The organism is Chroococcidiopsis sp. SAG 2025 (assembly GCF_032860985.1).
Taxonomy (GTDB): domain Bacteria; phylum Cyanobacteriota; class Cyanobacteriia; order Cyanobacteriales; family Chroococcidiopsidaceae; genus Chroococcidiopsis.
This window is the reverse complement of record NZ_JAOCNC010000001.1, coordinates 89376-104451: the sequence shown is the minus strand read 5'-3', so window position 1 is coordinate 104451 and position 15076 is coordinate 89376. Positions and strand designations below refer to the sequence as shown.

The 15076-nt window shown below is 44.8% G+C and carries 14 protein-coding genes and 1 pseudogene; 8 read left to right on the top strand and 7 right to left on the bottom strand.

Annotation, left to right across the window (positions count from 1 at the left end; translation table 11 throughout):
• The first annotated feature begins 369 nt into the window (after window positions 1–369).
• Window positions 370–2328 carry an ABC transporter ATP-binding protein gene (locus N4J56_RS00465; RefSeq protein ID WP_317104650.1) on the top strand — a complete coding sequence of 653 codons (1959 nt, stop codon included), beginning with the start codon at window positions 370–372 and terminating at the stop codon, window positions 2326–2328.
• A gap of 207 nt (window positions 2329–2535) precedes the next feature.
• Window positions 2536–3006, top strand: coding sequence for a GNAT family N-acetyltransferase (locus N4J56_RS00460; RefSeq protein WP_317104649.1), 471 nt, complete (start codon window positions 2536–2538; stop codon window positions 3004–3006).
• Between the two features lie 8 nt (window positions 3007–3014).
• Here the strand turns inward: N4J56_RS00460 and N4J56_RS00455 are convergent, their stop codons facing one another.
• A complete protein-coding gene (locus tag N4J56_RS00455; RefSeq protein WP_317104648.1) occupies window positions 3015–4118 on the bottom strand; it encodes an ABC transporter ATP-binding protein in 1104 nt (367 codons plus the stop codon).
• Between the two features lie 53 nt (window positions 4119–4171).
• A complete protein-coding gene (locus N4J56_RS00450; RefSeq protein WP_317104647.1) occupies window positions 4172–4747 on the bottom strand; it encodes an HD domain-containing protein in 576 nt (191 codons plus the stop codon).
• 170 nt (window positions 4748–4917) lie between these two features.
• Between N4J56_RS00450 and N4J56_RS00445 the strand changes: the two are divergent.
• A pseudogene (locus N4J56_RS00445) lies at window positions 4918–6094 on the top strand (IS4 family transposase).
• 156 nt (window positions 6095–6250) lie between these two features.
• Here the strand turns inward: N4J56_RS00445 and N4J56_RS00440 are convergent.
• From N4J56_RS00440 to N4J56_RS00430, 3 genes are all read right to left on the bottom strand, one after another.
• A complete protein-coding gene (locus tag N4J56_RS00440) occupies window positions 6251–6598 on the bottom strand; it encodes a type II toxin-antitoxin system PemK/MazF family toxin (protein WP_317104646.1) in 348 nt (115 codons plus the stop codon).
• Window positions 6598–6771 (bottom strand): hypothetical protein, encoded by a 174-nt coding sequence (locus tag N4J56_RS00435; RefSeq protein WP_317104645.1) that lies wholly within the window; start codon window positions 6769–6771, stop codon window positions 6598–6600. Before N4J56_RS00435 ends, N4J56_RS00440 begins: the two co-directional genes overlap by 1 nt.
• 61 nt (window positions 6772–6832) lie before the next feature.
• Window positions 6833–7054 (bottom strand): helix-turn-helix domain-containing protein, encoded by a 222-nt coding sequence (locus N4J56_RS00430; RefSeq protein WP_015152181.1) that lies wholly within the window; start codon window positions 7052–7054, stop codon window positions 6833–6835.
• Here N4J56_RS00430 and N4J56_RS00425 point away from each other — a divergent pair.
• Window positions 7053–7628: a hypothetical protein gene (locus N4J56_RS00425; RefSeq protein WP_317104644.1), complete on the top strand. Its 576-nt coding sequence runs from the start codon at window positions 7053–7055 to the stop codon at window positions 7626–7628. The genes N4J56_RS00430 and N4J56_RS00425 overlap by 2 nt on opposite strands.
• Window positions 7629–7795: 167 nt before the next feature.
• Window positions 7796–9586 (top strand): translational GTPase TypA, encoded by a 1791-nt coding sequence (gene typA / locus N4J56_RS00420; RefSeq protein ID WP_317104643.1) that lies wholly within the window; start codon window positions 7796–7798, stop codon window positions 9584–9586.
• A gap of 105 nt (window positions 9587–9691) precedes the next feature.
• Here typA and mnmA read toward each other — a convergent pair whose 3' ends face one another.
• Complete coding sequence (gene mnmA, locus N4J56_RS00415; protein ID WP_317104642.1) at window positions 9692–10753, bottom strand: tRNA 2-thiouridine(34) synthase MnmA; 1062 nt, start codon at window positions 10751–10753, stop codon at window positions 9692–9694.
• Between the two features lie 224 nt (window positions 10754–10977).
• Window positions 10978–12792, bottom strand: a complete 1815-nt coding sequence (gene lepA, locus N4J56_RS00410) for a translation elongation factor 4 (protein ID WP_317104641.1) — start codon at window positions 12790–12792, stop codon at window positions 10978–10980.
• Window positions 12793–13122: 330 nt separating this feature from the next.
• On the opposite strand from lepA, the gene N4J56_RS00405 reads away from it, so the two are divergent.
• The 3 genes from N4J56_RS00405 to N4J56_RS00395 all read left to right on the top strand — a co-directional run bounded on the left by N4J56_RS00405 (window position 13123) and on the right by N4J56_RS00395 (window position 15075).
• Entirely contained in the window at window positions 13123–13350 is a 228-nt protein-coding gene (locus N4J56_RS00405) for a ribbon-helix-helix domain-containing protein (protein ID WP_015152176.1), read from the top strand.
• A 93-nt stretch (window positions 13351–13443) separates the two neighbouring features.
• On the top strand, window positions 13444–14250 hold the full coding sequence (locus N4J56_RS00400) for a hypothetical protein (RefSeq protein WP_317104640.1): 807 nt from the start codon (window positions 13444–13446) through the stop codon (window positions 14248–14250).
• A gap of 18 nt (window positions 14251–14268) precedes the next feature.
• Window positions 14269–15075: an IS5 family transposase gene (locus N4J56_RS00395; RefSeq protein ID WP_317104639.1), complete on the top strand. Its 807-nt coding sequence runs from the start codon at window positions 14269–14271 to the stop codon at window positions 15073–15075.
• The last annotated feature ends 1 nt before the right edge of the window (window position 15076 follow it).

Below are 15076 nucleotides of genomic sequence, written 5' to 3'. Positions count from 1 at the left end.
ACAGATTAAATGTTTGAATCACATAAATATGCAATATAATATATCTGGCATAAAGAATTGCCAGAAGATTGTAGCGATTGCAATGTTTTCAGATAAATATTGATACAGGAATTACTGATAATAATACTGAAAAACAGTGAATATAATATGTAGTTTTCATATTTTTTTGATTAAGACTAGTAGCAGACGGACAGTAGGTATTGAATCGCTCCATTTTAAGCAAACTGAGTTCCTCGCCGCATGAGAAATAGAAAAATTGAGCGATCGCCTGCAAAAATCTAGCCAGAATGAGAGCGATCTGGGGTCAGTACTAGCGCTAAATTAAGAAACGTATCTAGTTTGACCAATCCGCCCACTCAAGGTTGCAGCATGACCATATCAGCGCCAGGAACCCAACCCATAAGACATCGCCGCCGCCAGAATGATTGGCGATTGTTCCTGAGATTAATTCCTTACGGTCGCCGTCACGGTCGGATATTGTTGGTTTCTACGATTTTGCTAGTTCCAGTCGCGATCGCCAATGCCGTTCAACCAATTTTGATCGGTCAAGCGATCTCCCTCATTCGTAAAGAACCAAATACCTACGATTTTCTCAAAAATCTACCTCTGGGGCAGGGTTTACAAATTCTGGAAGGTTTGTTGCTGTTAACAGTGGTAGTTCGTCTAATCTTCACAGGAGTGCAGGGCTACCTAGTGCAAAAAGCGGGACAACAAATGACAGCAGATATTCGTAACGATTTATTTGCACACGTTACATCTTTAGCAGTTCGCTTTTTCGATCGTACTCCTGTGGGAAAATTAATTACTCGCTTAACAAGCGATGTGGAAGCATTGGGAGATGTTTTCACAACTGGAGCAATAGGTATTATTAGCGATCTATTCTCTATGTTGGTAATTTTAGTTCTCATGTTTCAGCAACAGTGGCAACTCGCTTTAATGCTGTTGTTGATGCTATTTCCAGTCACGGGATTAATTATTTTCTTTCAGCAGCAATATCGTAAAGCCAATTATAAAGCTAGAGAAGAACTATCTTTACTCAATTCCACCTTACAAGAGAATATTTCTGGGATTAACGTCGTACAGATGTTTCGCCGCGAACAATTCAACGCCGAACTATTTCGCGCTACGAATTTAAACTATATTCGTGAGGTAGATAAAACGATCTTTCACGATTCAGCAGTATCGGCAACTTTAGAATGGGTGGCTTTAGTAGCAGTTGCAGGAGTACTCTGGTTGGGTGGTATTTTTATTTTGCAAGAAAGATTAGAATTTGGCGTTCTTGCTGCATTTATTCTATTTGCCCAACGATTATTCGATCCTTTACGCCAGTTTGCTGAAAAATTTACCGCAATTCAAGCCGGATTTACGGCTGTTGAGCGCATCAGCGATATTTTAGACGAACCAATTGAGATTCGCGATCCTGTGCGGGAAGGGAGCAGGGAGCAGGGAGCAGGGAGCAGGGAGAAGAGAGCTGAGGGAGCTGAGGGAGCTGAGGGAGAAAAAACAACACTCAACCGTCAACCGTCTTCACGCAGTGTAGTGCCAGTGTTTACTGCCAACCAATTACCAATTACCAACTACCAATTATCAACTACCCAAGTAGGAGAAATCCGTTTTGAACACGTTTGGTTTGCCTATAAAAATGACGATTATGTGATTAAAGATTTAGATTTTACGATTCGTCCAGGAGAAAAAATTGCTTTAGTTGGTCCCACGGGGGCGGGAAAAAGTTCGATTATTCGGCTGCTGTGTCGTCTCTACGAACCGACACGAGGACGAATATTAGTCGATGGAGTTGATATTCGAGATATTCCACAAGCAGAATTGCGCTGTCGGATGGGTGTGATTCTGCAAGAAGGTTTTATCTTTGCTGGGGACGTGAAAAGTAACATTACGCTAGGGGATACTTACACTTTTGATGAAATTCGCGCCGCCGCAGAGAATACGAATGTGGCACAGTTTATCGAGCAGTTACCCCAAGGATACGATACTCAGTTGCGAGAGCGCGGTACGAATCTTTCTAGCGGACAAAAGCAATTGTTGGCGTTTGCTCGTGCAGCAATTCGTAACCCTCACATTCTCGTACTAGACGAAGCTACAGCTAGTTTGGATGTGGGTACGGAAGCATATATTCAAGATGCCTTAGAGCGCTTGCTAGAGGGGCGAACGTCGATTATTATTGCTCACCGTCTTTCAACTATTCGTAATGTGGATCGAATTTTTGTTTTGAAGCGGGGCGAATTAGTAGAGTCTGGGACTCATGAGGAGTTGATACAACTTGGCGGCTTATATGCTGGATTACACCAGTTGCAGATGTTAGGTACATAACCAAATAAAAGGGCAGAGGAATACTGAAAGCCCCCCTGCTCTGTTTCCTTGTCAATTATTAAGAATTGTAACACTAGCGATCGCGTTTGTTGCTCTATCTAGGGGGTAATGTAGGTTTTACTATGGGTAGAGATGTTACATGTGTAGAGTAGAGACGTTACATGTAACGTCTCTACATCGAAAGATTTGGAACGCGGATGAAGGTGAATGAATGTAGATAAAGATGTATATTTGAAGCTTATTCCTTGTATTCCAGAAATACATGGGGAATTCGTGCGATCCCTGACTAGAGAAAATTTTTACGATATTATCAGCCGTACCATTGGCTGGAATGAAGAGTTGGATCGGCAGGAACCACGTTTTCCCGAACGATATTCAATGGTACAGTCACAAGGGGGAATCGTTGGTTTCTTCTGTATTCGAGATGCAAGAGATCATCTCTATCTCCACACAATTCAACTAATATCTTCATATCGTAATAAGGGATATGGTACGCTCTTGTTACAACAAATTGAAGAAATTGCTAGATCAAAAAATTTATTGCGGATTCGTCTAAGTGTTTTTAAAGAAAATACAGTACAAAAGCTTTATCGTAGACTTGGCTATCAACTTATAGATGAGGATGAATACTTTATCCGTATGGAAAAGATGCTTCAGGGATGTAGGGTGCGTTACTGACGCACCTATTACGGATACAACCGCTCGCCTGTAGCTGGCTCAAAAACAAATAAACGATTCAGATCTAGTTGCAGAGATAAGCGATCGCCTACTCTTAAATTGACATCAGGGCTTATTTGTACATTTAATAATAGGCTCGTTCCTGGTACGTTGCCTCTAACTAAAATTTCTCTACCTAAAGGTTCTACTACTTTTAAGTGAGTAGTGAGTGATGAGCAGTGAGTAGTGTTTTGGCTGCTAGATGATTCATTGACATAAATGTCCTCAGGGCGAATTCCTAAATCTATGGGTTTTCCCTGTGTTAAGTTCAACTCCTGTTGTATTTCTGTCGGACAAGAAATGTGTTGTTCTCCTACCTGAAAACCTTTATTAGTATAAATCGCAGGTATGATATTCATTGCGGGGTTGCCCATAAAAGTTGCTACCATTCGGTTAGCTGGACGGGCATAAATTTCTTGTGGTGCGCCAATTTGCTGAATTTTGCCGTGATTCAATACAACAATTTTATCGGCTAATGTCATCGCCTCAATTTGATCGTGGGTGACATATACAGTTGTTACGCCTAATTGTTCGTGTAATTGTTTCAATTCTGCCCGCATATCGTCTCGTAATTGAGCATCTAAATTCGATAGGGGTTCATCTAATAAAAATACTTGGGGTTGCCGCGCGATCGCTCTACCTAATGCTACCCGTTGTTGTTGTCCTCCTGATAGTTGTTTGGGTTTGCGATCGAGGAAATTTTCTAAAGAAAGCGATCGCGCTACTCTATCTACCCTTTCCCTCACAATCTTGCGATCGACTTGCCGCATTTGCAATCCGAAGGCGATATTTTCTGCTACCGTCATGTGAGGGTAGAGGGCGTAATTTTGAAATACCATCGCGACATCGCGCTGTCTGGCGGGGATATCATTCATCAGCGTGTCCCCAATATAGAGTTTGCCAGATGTAGCCGTTTCTAATCCCGCGATCGTTCTCAAAATTGTAGACTTACCGCATCCCGATGGTCCCACTAGCACCCAAAATTCTCCGTCGGGAACCTCGAATGTAATATCTTCGATCGCAGTGACGTTATTAAATCGGCGCTTAATATCTTCCAGACGAACGTTTGCCATTACTAGAAAGTAGGGAGTAGGGAGTAGGGAGTAGGGAAAGAGACAACTGCCAATTACCCATTATCATCCTTGACTAATTGCTCTAATTCTGCAACTGTCCGTTCTAATTCTTCGATCAAAGGTGTTGTTCCTTTGGCAATAAAAGCTTCGACAACAGCGCGATAGTACCACAGCGTACCGTCTTTACCACCTTTAAATCGTTCCCATACTGTTTCGCATAGAGCGCGATAGTCTTTTAAGATCGACCTGGCGTTGTGTAGTTTGTCGGCAGCTGAGACTAGAATTATTGATGGAGAAGCTTGGGGAATAGTGGCGATATATGCTTCTTTGCGCTGTCTCCAAGGTGGTTTGGGAATTATTTCTGCATCGGTACAACCGTCTACAATCGCGGTAACTGTATCGCCAAAACGACGGCGAATTTCTTCTCTTGTCGCCGCACCCCCTCGATCTTCAATCGCATCATGAAGTAAAGCTGCGATCGCTTCATCTTCATTTGCTCCATATTCTAAAGCAATACTTGTTACGCCTAGCAGGTGAGAAATATAAGGCACGCCGGAACTTTTACGCACTTGCTTTGCATGGAGTTCTGTAGCGTAAGTCAGTGCTTCGGTAAAGCGGCTGGATAGCATCTTAATATACCACTACGGTTCAGTTAAGGCTCAAAGTGTTGTAAATTAAGCATTGTTCCCAAGAATGGAAAGTGAGTGTAGTGCATCTGAAGGATTTCTCATTGTTGTCTCCTACGATACAAAGTAGTGATGTGTTCAAAGCGATAGAGGCAGCCATCCCATCCACGGAGATCGAGCAAGCGATCGCTAAAACTAAAGTTTGTGAACAACGTAAACGCTCGTTACCAGCACAATTGGTAATTTGTTTGGTAATTGCGATGAGTCTGTGGTCACGAGATTCGATGAGAGATGTGCTGAAAAACTTAATTGATGGGCTGAGCGAAGCATGGGTGAAAGTGGGGAAATACTGGCGAGTTTTTGTAAATCAGCAATAACGCAAGCCCGACAACGATTAAGTCCAAGGGTGATGAGTCAATTGTTCCATCAACTGGTGCGACCAATGGCTAGCACCGATACCAAAGGAGCATTTCTCAATGGATTGCGAATTGTGGTAATTGATCGGACTTGCTTCGATCTGCCAGACAGCGATGAAAATGCGAGAGTTTTTGGTCGTCCGAGCAGCCGTCCTGGCACACAAGCCGCATTTCCCAAACTGCGATTAGTCATTTTGGTAAAGCAGGAACACATTTAATCTTTGATGCATTGATGTGTCCATATCGAATAGGAGAACGAGTGCGGGCATTAAGATTATTACGCTCCGTGAGTTCAGGGATGTTGTTGATGTGGGACAGAGGGTTACATTCTTATGCAATGGTGCAAGCAACTGTCACAACTGGTAGCGATTATTTAGGAAGAATTCCCGCAAATGTCAAGTTTTTGTGCGAAGAACCACTGGCGGATGGTTCTTATCTGAGTTGGATTTATCCACCTGCTAAATTCCGCTCAAAAGCTTGCCAGCCCATACAAATCCGAGTGAGTGATTGAATACACAATTGGTAATACCGACAACCCAGAGGAACAACTAAGATATCGCTTAATTACCAGCTTATTGGAATTGGAGAAATTTCCGGCTCAACTACTGGCGATTGAATATCATCAACGCTGGGAAGTAGAAAATACTATTGATGAACTCAAAGTACATTTATCAGGACGAAAAACTCATATTCGCTCTCAAAACCGCGTGAAGTTGTGCAGGAAGTTTACGGGTGGTTGTTAGGACACTGGGCTGTGCGGTTATTGATGTTTCAAGCTGCAAAGAGCGCGGGTATCACTCCTTTGCGTCTGAGTTTCACTGGGACATTGCGAGTTATTCGTCGTGCTATCCCGAAATTTCAACGCTTGCAATCACAAGAACTCCCCTTTTTTAAGTTGGTTAACTGTAGAGATTTTAGACACTCTGTTACCTGAACGAGTTTCTCGTACCAATCCCAGAGTTGTAAAAAAACCTGTATCCAAGTTTCGCTCAAAAAGCCAAGACATCGAGCCACCCCCCCCGAACCAATCCTCCTATTTTCTTTATCCTCAGCACAGCGTAGCCTTAAATGAACCGTATTGCTTAATATACTAAGAAAGATTTAGTGCTTTTTTTATAGTCTCTTGTACCAGTCTAATTAAGTTTGATGGTAAAACTCCTAACTTCCTTTGAAACACTGACTCGTGTACAGTAGCAATTTTTTCAGTTCGAATTACAGAAGTTTTTTTCAAACCAGTTCGTTTAAATTCTAGATCGGTTTCTTCTATTAATATCCAAGTTTCGCGTAATGTTCCTGCTGGAACTTTGGAAAAAATGCCTACGATAATTAGATCTTCTCTGTGTTCTGCTAAAACGAGAGCAGGTCTAACTTTTGTAGAGGTGAGTTCTGTAAATGGAAATTTTACTAACCATACTTCTCCAGGTTTAGGCTTCGGCATTATTTATAAATATCTTCTTCTTCGTCTTCCCATTCCTGAAATCCTGTTTCTGCTAAGTGCATCATTGCTGTTGTCTGCAATCTTTCTTCCAGATCGGTAACTAACTCCAATAGCTCTTGTTCTGGTAGCTGAAAGAGTATGGCTTTGATTTCTTCTAAACTAAGATTTGACATAATATTTGACCTAATAATTTATATTGTTAATCCGATCGCTCCTCTTCTCAAAAGCGATCGCCTATTCTTTTACGACTTCTAGTAAGTCTTCTATAATTACGTCAAAAGTCTGCGCTAATTTACGCAGTGCGTTAATATCTGCCATTGCCATTCCAGGGGAAGCAGCATAAGTTTTCACTGTACCGTAAGCTACTCCCGATCGGTCGGAAACCTCTTTTAACGTCCACCCTTCTTTCGCTGCAAATTCTCTAATTTTTAATCGTACTAATCCGTTTGTTGACATGCCGTTGACTTGTCAGCTGAAGCGTTCTATAATACTCAAACCTATTAAAAGCGATCGCCTTGGTCTGGCAAACTGTGACGATCGCTTTGTCAAAATACAACCCACAACGTGGGAAGTCACTCATATGATAGCAACAGAAAACGTTTCAGCAAAGTATATTCATCCTCTGGCGCGATTTGTCACCAAAGACGCGATCGCTTTTTGCCTCAACCTTCAACCAGAGCAAATCTACAAAATCGACTGCTGGCGCTACGTCATTCACGTTGTAGGTAAAGGTGTGAGTACGTTTGTCAGCTATGCCGATTTACCTCCGATCCTCGGAGTCGAACCGCCAACAAACAAAGATTTCTGGCGATGGCGCAAGCGGTTTGCCAAGCAGAACAAACAAGCACCCCAATTTTGGCAAGAATTCTACCAACAAAAATTACAGCAAGCAGCCTCCCAAACAGAGTTAGATAACTGGAAGTATATTATCAGCGCAATTGAGCCAATCCTGTCCCCAGATGTTGTAGCAGCATTACGCACTGTCTTTACAGTTATCAGTGACCAGCAACCGATTAATTTTGACTTTTGACTTTTGACTTTTGACTTCCCGACTCCCAACTCCCGACTCCCGACTCCCCTCATAAGCTACAATTATTAAGGCATATTTACAGAATTGCTATTATTGACTCAATTCTGCTAAAGGCTGCTAACACCGTATCAGCTTAATTATCCTATACAAAACTCTGGAACGCCCTTATGACGCTCCCCATTCGCAACGTCGCCATTATCGCCCACGTCGATCACGGCAAAACTACTCTCGTTGATGCCCTCCTGAGACAATCTGGCATTTTCCGCGAAGGGGAAGACGTACCTGATTGCGTGATGGACTCGAATGCCTTGGAACGAGAGCGAGGCATTACCATCTTGTCAAAAAACACAGCAGTGCGCTACAAAGAGACGCTGATCAATATTGTCGATACTCCCGGTCACGCTGACTTTGGCGGCGAAGTCGAACGAGTTTTGGGCATGGTTGACGGTTGTATCTTGATCGTAGATGCCAACGAAGGACCGATGCCTCAGACGCGCTTCGTGCTGAAGAAAGCCCTAGAAAAGGGACTGCGCCCGATTGTTGTGGTTAATAAAATTGACCGACCCCAGGCAGATCCCCACGGTGCAGTTGATAAAGTGTTGGATCTGTTTTTGGAACTGGGTGCAGACGATGACCAGTGCGATTTCCCCTATTTATTTGCTTCTGGTTTAAGCGGCTATGCCAAAGAAGATTTAGAAGCCGAAGGGGTAGACATGCAGCCCCTATTTGACGCGATTTTACGTCACGTTCCACCACCTGTAGGCGATCCAGCAAAGCCACTGCAATTACAAGTCACAACTCTAGACTACTCGGAATATGTAGGACGAATTGCGATCGGTAAAATTCACAACGGGACGATCCGCGTCGGACAGCAAGCCGCTTTGATCCGCGACACCGGGGAAATCGTTAAAGGCAAAGTCACAAAATTGATGGGCTTTGAGGGTTTAAAACGGATCGACCAAGAAGAAGCATCTGCGGGTAACATTATTGCGCTCGCCGGATTTGCCGATGCTAATATTGGCGAAACGATAACTTGTCCCAACGAACCCCAGGCACTACCGCTAATTAAGGTAGACGAGCCGACCTTACAAATGACATTTTCCGTCAACGATTCGCCCTTTGCCGGACAAGAAGGAAACTTCGTTACTTCTAGACAGGTACGCGATCGCTTGATGCGAGAATTGGAAACAAACGTCGCCCTGCGTGTGGAAGAAACCGACTCCCCCGACAAATTCTTGGTTTCGGGACGGGGCGAACTTCACTTGGGAATCTTAATTGAAACCATGCGGCGCGAAGGCTACGAGTTTCAAGTTTCTCAGCCACAAGTCATTTATCGCGAAGTCAGCGGGCAACCCTGCGAACCGTTTGAATATCTGGTGTTAGACGTACCAGAAGAAGCTGTAGGTAGTTGTATCGAACGCCTGGGACAGCGACGGGGCGAAATGCAGGATATGCAAGTTGGGGGTAACGGACGCACTCAACTCGATTTCGTCATTCCTGCCCGTGGTTTGGTTGGTTTTCGTGGCGAATTCATGCGGATGACTCGTGGCGAAGGGATCATGAACCACAGCTTCCTCGAATACCGCGCCATTTCTGGGGAAATCGAAGCCCGTCGCAACGGCGTACTGATTTCTTTTGAAGAAGGAGTAGCCACTTTCTACGCCATGAAGAACGCTGAAGACAGAGGTGTATTCTTCATCACTCCTGGTACTAAAGTCTACAAAGGAATGATTGTCGGCGAACACAATCGTCCGCAAGACTTAGAACTGAATGTTTGCAAGACCAAACAGCTAACCAACCACCGTGCTGCTAGTGGCGATGAATTAGTCCAGTTGCAAGCACCCGTAGACATGAGCCTGGAACGCGCTCTAGAGTACATTGGACCTGATGAGCTAGTAGAAGTTACTCCTAAGTCAATTCGGCTGCGGAAGCTATCGAAAAAGCTAGCTAAGCGATGATTTGTGTAGAGGTGTTGTTGTAGAGACGTTACATGTAACGTCTCTACGTTGGGTGAAATATATAACTTGCAGGGGCGCACATCTGTACGCCCCTACGTGTATGCATCAACAATTGACAGGCTTTTCAATAATTCCACCACCCAGGACGACATCACCGTCGTACCAAACAGCAGCTTGTCCTGGCGTAATGCTGAATTGGGGTTCGTCAAATACCAACTTAACGCGAGAATTTGCCAAAGGAACCACTGTCACATCCACCGCAGTCGAACGATATCGTACTTGGACTTGAGCGCGAATGGGTGCATTAGGTTCCGATATAGAAACCCAGTTAACCCGCCCCACGGTACATTCTAGTTGATTAGCAGTGGTGCGATCGCCCACAATTACCCGATTCATCACCGGATCTAAGCCAATCACGTACAGCGGTTCGGCTGCGGCAATTCCCAAACCTTTGCGCTGCCCGATCGTGTAATGATGGACACCATCATGTTGTCCCAATACCTTACCAGCAGCATCGATAATTTCGCCTTTTTTGGGAGCAATGTATTTATCCAAAAACTCCCGCATAGAACCGTGGCTTTCAATCAAGCACAAGTCTTGGCTTTCTGGCTTGTCGGCTGTTTTCAAATTGTATTCAGAGGCGATTTGTCGCGTTTCAACTTTCAGTTTTTCACCTAATGGAAACACGACACCTGCTAAAACACCTTGTGTCAAATCGTATAAAAAGTACGACTGATCCTTATTACGATCTACAGCTCGTCGCAATTGATAGCGTCCCGATGTTGGGTCGTGAGTAATTCGAGCGTAGTGTCCCGTCGCAATCTTGTCTACACCCAATTTTTCCCTAGCATACTGCAACATAGGGCTGAATTTTACCGTTTTGTTGCACTGCGAACAGGGTAAGGGAGTGATACCGTCACTATATCCAGAGACTAAGTAGTCGATGATGTGGGTTTGAAAAACTTCCCGCATATCGACAATGTGATGGGAAATACCCAATTGTTCGCAGATATACGCAGCATCTACCATTCCCTCCGAACAGCATTGTCCTTTGCCTTTCATCAGCCAAAGGGTCAGACCAACGACATCATATCCTTGGTTATGTAGAATGGCGGCGGCGGTGGAACTATCAACTCCACCAGAAAGACCGACGACGATTTTATTCATGGTTCTGGGAAAATGGCGAGATACTGATACTAATTTAGATCTTCTTGGCGATCGCCTGCTGGGGTCGGGAGTCGGGAATTGGGAGTCGGGAGTCGGGGAAGAGAGCTGAGGGAGCTGGGGAGGCTGGGGAAGCAATTCAAAATTCCCTACACCCCACACACCCCCCACATCCCACACCCCACATCCCACACCCTATTTACTAGCCACTAGCCACCAGCCACTCATTATTGCGAACCATCCAATTTTAGTACAGCCATAAATGCTTCTTGGGGTACGTCTACCGTACCGACGGCTTTCATCCGCTTTTTACCTTTAGCTTGCTTTTGCAAGAGTTTTTTCTTGCGGCTGATGTCACCACCGTAGCATTTGGCAAGTACGTCTTTACGCAAGGCGGGAATGTGTTCGCTGGCGATGACTTTGCTACCGATGGCGGCTTGAATCGGGACTTTAAATTGATGGCGCGGGATTAATTCTTTAAGTTTTTCTGCCATCGCTCGTCCGACACCATAGGCTTTGTCACGATGGACGATCATTGCTAATGAGTCTACCGGATCGCCGTTGATCATCAAATCTAGGCGGACTAGGGGATTTTCGCGGTAGCCGATGAGATGATACTCCATGCTGGCATATCCGCGCGATCGCGACTTCATTTGATCGAAAAAGTCTGTGACTACCTCTGCCAAAGGCAATTCATAAGTTAATGTCGTGCGCCCCTGGGTAAGATACTTCATATCTTTGAAGATTCCCCGCCGATTTTGACACAACTCCATCAACGTGCCAACAAAAGATTCTGGCGTAATCATTTCTACTTGAGCGTAGGGTTCAGCAATGCTTTCCCGTTCGTTGGGTGCTGGTAACTTGCTGGGATTATCAACATAAATTTCTTCGCCGTTGTTGGTAACTACTTTGTAAACTACCGATGGAGCTGTAATTACCAAATCTAAATCGTATTCGCGTTCTAAACGTTCTTGGACGATTTCCATGTGTAACAATCCCAAGAAACCGCAGCGGAAACCAAACCCCATCGCGCTTGAGGTTTCTGGTTCGTATTGCAAGGCTGCATCGTTGAGTCTCAGCTTTTCCAGAGCATCGCGCAGATTTTCAAACTCGTCTGAGTCAGTGGGAAACATCCCGCAAAATACCATCGGCTTTGCTTCGGTGTAACCTGGTAAAGCCTGAGCTGCTGGTTTTGCTGCTAGGGTAATTGTATCGCCCACCCGCGCATCGGCTACAGCTTTAATGGCGGCGGCGAGATAACCGACTTCTCCGGCGTGGAGTTCTTCGACTTGCTTTTGATTTGGAGAGAGGACACCTAATTCGTCAATTTCGTATTCTTTTTTCGATGCCATCAAACGGACGCGATCGCCTTTTTTCACCGTACCATCCATGACGCGAAAATAGACGATGACTCCTCTGTAGCTATCGTAGTAGCTATCAAAAATTAATGCCCGTAAGGGATCGTTAATCGTGTTACGTGGAGGTGGTACGCGGTGGACGATCGCCTCTAAAATCTCGTCAATGCCGATTCCCTCTTTTGCCGATGCTAAAATTGCATTGCTGCAATCTAAGCCAATAATTTGTTCGATCTCCTCAATCACCCGTTCTGGTTCTGCCCCTGGCAAGTCAATTTTATTCAGTACGGGAATGATTTCTAAGTCATGCTCCAAGGCTAAGTAGACATTTGCTAGAGTTTGTGCTTCTACTCCTTGGGAAGCATCGACAACTAATAATGCTCCCTCGCAAGCTGCTAAAGAGCGAGACACCTCATAAGAAAAGTCAACATGTCCTGGGGTATCAATTAAATTGAGGACGTAAGCTTCTCCGTCCTTTGCCTGATAGTTCATCCGAGCCGCTTGCAACTTAATCGTAATGCCGCGCTCTCGTTCCAACTCCATATTGTCGAGAAACTGCTGCTTCATCACCCGTTCTGCAACCGTACCAGTTGTCAGCAACAGGCGATCGGCTAGAGTTGATTTCCCGTGGTCAATGTGAGCGATAATTGAAAAATTACGAATGCGCTCGGCGGAAACATCTGTCATATTTTTACGATTTAGTAGCAAGCAAATAGCGATCGTACTTAACGCATTTTAATCTTTTATTGAGGGAGTAGGGAGTAGAGAGTAGGGAGTAGTGAAGAGTTGTTAGTAGTTGGTAGTTGGTAGTTGGTCGCTGGTCACTAATAACTGACATCTGAATAAGTGACAATTGATAACTGGTCGCTGATAAAGCTTACAATAGACCTATTCCGACGCGATCGCCCTTGAGTAGCGCCAGAAAAGTCCTGTTCTAGTTTAGATAGCTGCGCCGGAAGAGCTGCAAGCCAAGCATGGCAAAGATACGTTTGCTAAATTAATTACCGTTTAGCGCTTATGAATGACAACATCGATACATCAGACGCAAACCTCGACAAGGTAAAACTCTCTATTCATTTAGATTCGGAACTCGTCGATCAAATTCAGCATTTAACTAACGATCCGAGTAAAGTGATAGAAGTCGCTATCCGTCAATGGTTGCGCGGTGAAACGCAACGAGATGACGAACTAACTCGCACGATCCCTCGTACACCCGTACCACCACGCGGTGAGTGGAACGATTAACAGTTTTAATCTGACTTGGTAAACGCTCTCTTGACTAGAGTGCTTGGTAAATTGCTGGCGACACCAAGCAAAATTCCCAATTTATCAGGTTTTGTGCCAAACTCGAAGCAAATGTTTGCCGAGTCATTCGACTTGCGCTGTGTCGAACTATCTTTAGTAATGAGTGCTAATACAGATTCCCACCAGCCAGCTTTCACATCTTCATTCGAGTCATTTGGTATGAATTCCAACGGCTCTCTATCATCTCTAGGAGCTGAATTAGCCTACGTGCAGGATAGCTCGGGTTGCTATCTTTATTTTTCATGGCAACAAGCCGATAGTGTGGGTTTGCAGCAAGAGCGGATTATAGGACAATCTTTAGAACAAACTTTTGGACCTTTAGATCCAACTGCGTACTTAAGGCGGGTGCAAAGGATTTTGGAAAGTCTCGTTCCCGAACGCTGTCACTGCGTATTTCGCTACGGACAAAAATTGTTTGGATTCGAGTTGGTAATTAGCCCAATTTTACCCGCAACGGGATCGGCTACTTCTGTTTTAGTCATAGGGCGACACTTAGAAGAAATAGACAACGAAGTGGTAGCCGATGTCTATTCGGAATTGGCGACTACCGCAATGGGATCGCTCGGTTCAGTCTCGTCTAAAAAGCTTCTCAGTCAAATTGCGCGTAACATTCGCCGCACGTTAGATCTAAATACAATTTGGCAGCAAACTGTAGAAAGTTTGGGTCAAGCCTTGGGTGTCAGTCATTGTATTATCTGCTCGTATAGACCGGAAGATCTCCATTTGCAAGTGGTAGCTGAGTATCGCCAAATGGCAGTGCGATCGATGCTGGGTCAATCAATTGATATCATGCACGAACCGGGTTACTGTCAGGCTCTAGAGGGTGTTATGAACTTTTAGGATCGCTAGAGTAGGAATATGGAAAGAAAAGCATATCCTACTGATGTCAGTGATGACGAGTGGACATTTGTTGCCCCTTATCTTACTTTGATGAGCGAAGAAGCACCGCAACGAGAACATAGTCTCAGGGAAGTGTTTAACGGGTTGCGTTGGCTGGTTCGCTCTGGTGCCTCTTGGCGCATGATGCCGCATGACCTTCCGCCTTGGGCAGCAGTTTATCAGCAAACTCAACGGTGGATTGATGCAGGAGTATTTGAGGCAATTGTAGACGACCTCCGAACACTACTGCGGTTGGCTGCCGGACGCAAGGAGACCCCAACTGCGGTGATTCTCGACAGTCGCACCCTACAGTCAACCCCTGAAAGTGGAGGACGAGCTGGGTATGACGGTGGTAAACGCAAGAAGGGCAGCAAGGTACATGTTGCAGTTGATACTCTGGGACATTTGTTAGGACTGGTAGTGACCCCTGCGAACGAACAAGACCGCTCCCAGGTACAGGAACTTGCTCAACAAGTGCAAGAAATTACTGGTGAGACGGTGGAAATTGCCTTTGTGGATCAAGGGTATACCGGAGAACAAGCCGCTCAGGAGGCTGCCGTAGAAGGTATCCAATTGGAAGTCGTCAAACTACCAGAAGCCAAGAAGGGATTTGTTTTACTTCCTCGCAGGTGGGTAGTGGAGCGAAGTTTTGCGTGGACTGGGCGCTTTCGGCGCTTAACAAGAGATTATGAACGTTTAGCACAGACATTAGTTGGTTTTCATTTTGTTGCCTTTGCCGTCATAATGCTCAGGCGATTTGTAGATTTGGTAAGGCAAAGTGCATAAC

Coding starts and splice junctions, on each gene's coding strand:
- N4J56_RS00465 (WP_317104650.1), top strand. CDS start 370: ATGACCATATCAGCGCCAGGAACCCAACCCATAAGACATCGCCGCCGC.
- N4J56_RS00460 (WP_317104649.1), top strand. CDS start 2,536: ATGAATGTAGATAAAGATGTATATTTGAAGCTTATTCCTTGTATTCCA.
- N4J56_RS00455 (WP_317104648.1), bottom strand. CDS start 4,118: ATGGCAAACGTTCGTCTGGAAGATATTAAGCGCCGATTTAATAACGTC.
- N4J56_RS00450 (WP_317104647.1), bottom strand. CDS start 4,747: ATGCTATCCAGCCGCTTTACCGAAGCACTGACTTACGCTACAGAACTC.
- N4J56_RS00440 (WP_317104646.1), bottom strand. CDS start 6,598: ATGCCGAAGCCTAAACCTGGAGAAGTATGGTTAGTAAAATTTCCATTT.
- N4J56_RS00435 (WP_317104645.1), bottom strand. CDS start 6,771: ATGTCAAATCTTAGTTTAGAAGAAATCAAAGCCATACTCTTTCAGCTA.
- N4J56_RS00425 (WP_317104644.1), top strand. CDS start 7,053: ATGCCGTTGACTTGTCAGCTGAAGCGTTCTATAATACTCAAACCTATT.
- N4J56_RS00430 (WP_015152181.1), bottom strand. CDS start 7,054: ATGTCAACAAACGGATTAGTACGATTAAAAATTAGAGAATTTGCAGCG.
- typA (WP_317104643.1), top strand. CDS start 7,796: ATGACGCTCCCCATTCGCAACGTCGCCATTATCGCCCACGTCGATCAC.
- mnmA (WP_317104642.1), bottom strand. CDS start 10,753: ATGAATAAAATCGTCGTCGGTCTTTCTGGTGGAGTTGATAGTTCCACC.
- lepA (WP_317104641.1), bottom strand. CDS start 12,792: ATGACAGATGTTTCCGCCGAGCGCATTCGTAATTTTTCAATTATCGCT.
- N4J56_RS00405 (WP_015152176.1), top strand. CDS start 13,123: ATGAATGACAACATCGATACATCAGACGCAAACCTCGACAAGGTAAAA.
- N4J56_RS00395 (WP_317104639.1), top strand. CDS start 14,269: ATGGAAAGAAAAGCATATCCTACTGATGTCAGTGATGACGAGTGGACA.